The 6,492-nt window shown below is 48.3% G+C and carries 5 protein-coding genes; 2 read left to right on the top strand and 3 right to left on the bottom strand.

The window, feature by feature from the left end; all coding sequences use genetic code 11:
- A partial coding sequence (locus tag VIM72_RS23510; RefSeq protein WP_332005263.1) for a gliding motility-associated C-terminal domain-containing protein occupies nt 1–2,135 on the top strand: 2,135 nt, incomplete at its 5' end.
- Between the two features lie 175 nt (nt 2,136–2,310).
- Nucleotides 2,311–2,604, top strand: a complete 294-nt coding sequence (locus VIM72_RS23505) for a phosphoribosylpyrophosphate synthetase (RefSeq protein ID WP_332005262.1) — start codon at nt 2,311–2,313, stop codon at nt 2,602–2,604.
- 60 nt (nt 2,605–2,664) lie between these two features.
- Here VIM72_RS23505 and VIM72_RS23500 read toward each other — a convergent pair whose 3' ends face one another.
- The 3 genes from VIM72_RS23500 to VIM72_RS23490 all read right to left on the bottom strand — a co-directional run bounded on the left by VIM72_RS23500 (nt 2,665) and on the right by VIM72_RS23490 (nt 6,358).
- On the bottom strand, nt 2,665–4,242 hold the full coding sequence (locus VIM72_RS23500; protein WP_332005261.1) for a S41 family peptidase: 1,578 nt from the start codon (nt 4,240–4,242) through the stop codon (nt 2,665–2,667).
- A 33-nt stretch (nt 4,243–4,275) separates the two neighbouring features.
- Entirely contained in the window at nt 4,276–5,037 is a 762-nt protein-coding gene (locus tag VIM72_RS23495; protein ID WP_332005260.1) for a hypothetical protein, read from the bottom strand.
- Between the two features lie 115 nt (nt 5,038–5,152).
- On the bottom strand, nt 5,153–6,358 hold the full coding sequence (locus tag VIM72_RS23490) for a hypothetical protein (RefSeq protein ID WP_332005259.1): 1,206 nt from the start codon (nt 6,356–6,358) through the stop codon (nt 5,153–5,155).
- Nucleotides 6,359–6,492 lie beyond the last annotated feature (134 nt).

Raw genomic sequence — 6,492 nt, 5'->3', positions numbered from 1 at the left:
TGATGCAGCAGATCATTACCGTACAGGATACCACCAGACCGGTATTCACGGTAAGACCGCCTGCAGACACCATCGTGAGCTGCGATAACATCCCTGCTCCTGCTACTGATGTACAGGTGTCCGACAACTGCAGCAGCTTCGGAAATGGCCTTACCCTGTCGCGCAGGATCACTACAGAAAGAACGCCAGGTGAATGTGCCGGCAACTACCGTATCATCAGGACCTGGATGGCAAAAGACGCCTGCGGCAATACCACCACCATCACGCAGGTGGTAACCGTAAAAGATACCACCAGACCGGTGATTATGCCTGCTCCTGCAGATGTAGTGCTTTACTGCCAGGATAAGATCCCTGCCGCACCGGTATTAACCGCAACAGACAACTGTGATAACAGCTTCCCGAAACGCGCTATCTATACAGAAGATCCTTACGTGGAAGATATCTGTAACGGGTATACGATTATAAGAAGATGGACCATCATGGATGCCTGCGGCAATAAAGCCAACGACGTGATCCAGCGGGTAATTATCAGGCCTTGCGATAAACCGCAACTGGAAGCCACCCTGCCTTCCAACTGTTCAGACAACGGCAGGATCGCTTTACGCAAAGTGGGTAACGTATACCTGCCTACCTATACACTGGTGGCGGTAACCCCGGCCAACGCGGTAACAGGTTTGCCAAGATCACAAAACAACAACGTGTTCAACCTGAACGGCGCTACTTCTGCCTCCTTTATCATCACTGATGGCAGAACGGGTTGCTCTTCTGATACCGTGACTTACAACCTGAGCTACATTCAGAAACCAATGGTGAACCTCGGCAACGATACCACCATCTGCGGAGGCAATAGTCTCATCCTGGATGCAGGCCCGGCTAACTTCGCCTACCAGATCAAATGGTCTACCGGCGCTACCACGCAACGGATCAATATTAACCAGGCAGGCACCTACTGGGTAAATGTAAGCAACGGCGAATGCGCCACTACCGATACCATTCATGTAGGCCTGGTACCAACCCCGCTGGTGGATATCCCGGATACTACCATCTGCCGCGGCCAGACCGTAAAACTGGATGCTTATGTAAATGGCGGTACCTATCTCTGGAGCAACGGTTCTACCGAACCTTCCATCCTGGTAGGCACACAGGAACAATTCTGGGTGAAAGTGATGAAGTCAGGATGTATCACCATCGATACCGTGAAAGTGAGCGTGAATCCTCCACCAGACATCAGCCTGAGCCGCGATACTTCTATCTGCCCCGACCAGTCCATTATGCTCACCGTTAATTCAAACGGCGGCCGTATCAGATGGCTGACAGGTGAAACCAGCAACTCCATCGTGGTGAATAAACCCGGCGGATACTGGGTAGCGGTAAGCAGGGACAACTGTGTGGTGAGAGATACCGTGAACGTAAGAATGAAACCTGCGCTCACCATGGACCTGGGACCAGACAGGAACATCTGCCCCGGAGGCTCCATTACCATCGACGGTACCAACCCGGATGCAGTGTCTTACCTGTGGAACGACGGTGATCCGAATCCGGTTAAACAGATCACCCAGGCCGGCAGGTATAAACTGGCCGTGATGGACAAATACTGCCAGCGCGTGTTCATGGACAGCGTAAACGTAAACATCACCGGTTTACCGGTGATCAACCTCGGAAGAGACACTACCCTCTGTAAAGGTGAAACACTCATACTGCGCGCTGAAGGCGGCGGCATCACAGGCGTACGGTGGGATAATGGCTCTGGCGGGCCATCCCTCACGGTGACCAACGGCGGTACCTATACCGTTACGGTGTTCAACGATTGCGGATCTGCTACCGACGATATCACCGTAGGCTTTATAGAGTGCGAGCCTAAACCGACTTTACCAAACGCCTTCTCACCAAACGGCGACGGACGTAACGATGTGTTCAGACCAGTGGTAAGAGGACAAATGTTCGAATACGAATTGCGGATATTCAACCGCTGGGGAGAACTGATCTTCATGTCGTCCGATAACCATAAAGGATGGGATGGCCGGTATAAGGGAGTTCCGGTGGATGTTGGCACCTATGTATGGTGGCTGTCTTACAAGAAAGTAGCCGGCGGATCATCCAACGTGCTGAAAGGTGAAGTGACCGTCATCCGCTGATAACGGTTATCATCAAGCAAAAAGCATAAAGCATAAAGCATAAGGCCACCCGGCTTTATGCTTTATGCTTTATGCTTTTTGCTTGATGCTTTTTGCTTGATGCTTTTTGCTTTATATGCCCCATTGATTTGCTAACTTGCTACCGATTCATTTGCAAACCAGAAATTGTTATTATATGAAAGTGTACGACACTGTAACGGAGGCCATGGAAGATTTGCGCAAACGCGGATACATCACTGATTTCAACCTCGTTTTTGACAGTATCCAATGCCCCGAAGGCAATATACGCCCGGAGGATTTTGAGATCACGGAAACCTATCGCTTTGAAGGAGATACCGATCCAGGTGATGAAGCGGTGGTGTATGGCATCGAAACCAAATCGGGGATCAAAGGGGTATTGATGTATGGGTATGGCGTTTATTCAGAAGATATGTCGGAAGATATGATCCGGAAGCTGGGGCAACGCTGATGTTATTCTTAACCTTTAGCGTTAACCGGGATCTCCCCGGCTAACGCTAAAGGTTAAACGTTATTGAAGTCCGGTTATTTTTTTGCTCAGCCTGAAATCAACCATGCCGTTAAACCGGCCACTGGTTACCATATTCGGGATCGCTTCACGTAATTCGCTGCTAGTCTCTGTGCTTAGCCTTGCAGCAGTACGAAGATTCAGGTAAGCGCCTTTTGAAATATAGTTCAGCGCCTGCTGCAGGTTTTCATCTACAGCGGCATTGCCCCATGCTACATTTACATAATCTTTAGCAGTTGCATCTACCGGGATACCCGTATAATAGCCCCCATTTCCGTTCGCATTTACCGTTTCAAAATTGATGGCATATAAATCGGCGAGGTATACCGGTTTATGGGCATTGTCGTACATGCTGATATTAAAGTCGATAAAGCCAACGGGCTTCCCATATGTCTTCTGCCCGATGAGCCTTACATTCATATAAGGTTTCAGGTTGTTGAGCGTTAACTCACTGGCCGAAGCCGTTTCGCCGGTTACAATGAAAAATACATTATCCAGGTTCATTCCTCCTGTAGCCGCGTCAAAATTCACCTGTGCATCCAGCTTGGTAGCGGCCAGGTTATTCATGATCTTGTCGTTATACTTATAGGTATACATCAGCTTACCGGCAGCAGCTGCGGGAGCAAAGGCATTGTCGAGGTATTCTGCAGTAGTGGTGGCTCCCCCGCCATTGTACCTGAAATCCACGATCAGCTGTTTCACGCCCTGGGCCTTGAATTTGGCAATGGTTTGATCCAATGCGGTTTTGGTGGCAGTGGCTTCTCCTTTGTTATTGGTAACGCTGGAAAAGGTATACATCACAAAATAGCCCACCTTCACATCTGCATTCACAATATTCTTAACCGTATACACGGTATCAAACAATACGGGGTTGATGTTGTAGGTAGCTGCATTTACGGTAACGGTAGCCGGCGTTCCGTCAAGTTTTTTTAATCCCAGTGTAACGTTGTCTGATGTAGTGAGCGTGTTATAAAGGGAATTAATGGAAGATGAAGTACTGGAAAAACTGGTATTCCCGTTAATGGAAACAATTTCCCATCCCCTGGAGATACCGGCTTTGCCAGCCGGGCTGTTTTTATCCGCATATTTTACAAAGATCCTGACTTTACCGGCATCGGCGCCCTGGCCAAATCCCACGTCAAATCCCAGCTTCGAGGGATTGGAGGCCGCATTTTGTTCAGACACCCCGTTCATCAGCTGGTTGGTGATGGTGCCATCTTCATCCAGGAAGCTGTAATGATCATACGGCGCATTGGTACCTGGATTAATAGCATAGGTTTTCATTTCAGTCAGCAGGGCTTTGGCATCAGCATATTTGCTGGCCAACGGATCCAGCTGGGGCACACTGGAATACCAGTAGTAAGTAGGAAGCCCTTTACCGGCGCTTCGTCCGCCATCCCCATAGGTTACCTGCATGATCTGGTACATCAGGTATTTCAGGGAATCCTTTTTCAGGTCGTCGGTAATCTCAACGGGCGGGGGCGCCGGGGATTTGTCTTTGTGGCAGGACATAAAAGTGCCTGCACAGAGAACGCCTGCCAGCATGGTTGCAGGTCCTGCAGAAAACAGTTTTTTATGCATAAAAACAGTTATGACGATGGTAGTCTGGTTGGCCTATTTCCGGGGCGCCAGTGTTTGGCGGGTCCAGAAGTCGGCCGGATAATACAAAGCGAAATGGTCCGCATACTCACCGGGCATCGGGGGCTGCTCTCCTTTCGCCCTTTTGGCTTCCAGTTCTTTTTTGTCCTCTCTCTTCATGGCATTTACCTTGAAATGATAGGCAATGGCCTGGTTACTTCCTGCGGGGATGCCCAGTGCTTTCAGGGGGATTCCCAGCTCGCATACCAGGTTACCGGCAGCATCATATGAAGAAGTGGTTTGAATACCAAACGTATTCTTCACAGGAATATTGCCATCCGGGATACTGTCGAAGCCCTCCACTTTGATCTCCTTTACATTAGCCAGGAGCTGTTTCTTCAGTTCACCTGCAATGAGGGCCCTGGAGGCTTCCGGTACATCGGGAGCACCGGTGTTTACATTATACGTAAGCGGAAATGTAACACTGGCGCCGCCTTTTTTCTTGCCGGTAACGTTCATGGCAATAGTAATGCCCGAGCGCATAATTTTCATCTGGCTTTGCGGATCAGGTACACTAACGATTACGTATAAATTTTCCTGGTCGTTGGCTATCGTGTAAAATAACTTGGTTACGTTATTATAGAATTGCAGGGGTTTGGGCCATTCAGTAGCCTGCCCGTCGATTTTAATTTCGGCTGGCGCCCATTTATTTGGTTCATCTTGTGCGAAAGCATTTACATACAACAAAAGACCGGCTATTATTCCCACTCCTGTTGTCAGTGCCCTGTTCATTTTCATGTGCTAATTTTTTCAGTTGCACTACAAGGTTAACAAAGAATTTTGAAAATGTGGGCAGAAAAAAGGTATATGAGCAAAAAGAACCGGTGAATGGGGAGATACAACAGCTAAAGAATTACTTCTTTAGCTGTTTGATCAGCATATCGATCTGTGCCTGCTGTTCCTCGTTCTTTTTCTGTTGCTGGATCAGGTACAGGGTAAGTTCTTCCACCTTCTCCAATAATTTACGGTTCATTTCCCCCAGGTCCTGCCCTTCTTTTGCGATATCGGCTGCGCCGGGAATACCGGGTAAATGCTTATGTTCTGCCACAAAAGCGGCTACGTCATTCAGTAAAGGCAGCTGGTAGGTCTCATGAAAAACATAGTCAGGCCAGGGGTTACTTTGGGTTACTTTCACCCGGCGGGCGGCGATAGTGCCTTCTACAGCGAGTTTGTTGGTGCCTGTAGCGGAGGTACCAATACCTACGCTGCCATTGTTAAGGATGGTCATCCGGATGGGGGCCGTTGCATCTACTCTCCCTGTCTCAAAATAGATATTCCCGGTATTAGCGGCTGCCAGGTGAAGATCCATATAACTTTCGACTATGTTTCCATTGCGTTGTGCTATTACTGCATAATCCGATGGGGTATTGCCCACCAGCAGGCGGGAGTTGGCAATAGCCGTGTTTTGCAGGCTGATCATATTAGTGGTAGTTGCAGCCGCAGCATCAATTTGCAGATGATGCAGCGGCGTTACAGTGCCCAGGCCAATATTGCCATCCTGGTTAATATGCATCCTTGTGACGGGTGCGCCACCTGGATTATTGGAAGCACTGGTCATAAACTGGAGATAGGTATCCCAGGAGCCGCCCCTGTAGGCTCTTACGGCAGCGGCACCCGCACTGGAAAACTCAAAAGACAAATCTCTCCTGCTGTTGGCATTTGTGGGCGTATTGGCGCCGGCGATTACCAGTTTCTTATAACTGGTGTCTGTAAAACTTCCGACAGTAAGATCAGGTACATTCAGGGATTTTTTTACACCCAACTCTCCTTTAGGCGTCAGGTACATCACCATGTCTGCATCCGTCTGGTAATTAACCAATGTATCATTGGCCAGCCATCTGAATCGAAAACCGTTGCCAGATGGGCCATTTAAGGAATAATTTATTGATCCTCCGCTTTGAAAGAAGAATCCTGACCGGGGGTTTGCAGAATACAACGTACTGAAAATATCATTTACATAAGCCTTCTTAAGATGAATGGTATCAAAGCTGCCCACCTGGGCCTGGGTAACAGACAGCATACAAAGGCTAAGGGCTAAGAAAACAATTGTCTTTTTCATACAACAGGGATAAGAAATAAGTTAACAATAAAAAGTATTGCAAGAAAGCAAAAAGCAGGGATAAATCCCTGCTTTGCAACAAAAAATAATGCCGGTATTATTAATACAATAACCTCGTCTTAATCGTATGCTCC

It is taken from the genome of Chitinophaga sp., from assembly GCF_036569185.1.
In the GTDB taxonomy this organism is placed as follows: Bacteria; Bacteroidota; Bacteroidia; order Chitinophagales; family Chitinophagaceae; genus Chitinophaga.
The sequence above is the reverse complement of the archived record's forward strand: the minus strand, read 5'-3'. Positions and strand labels throughout refer to the sequence as shown.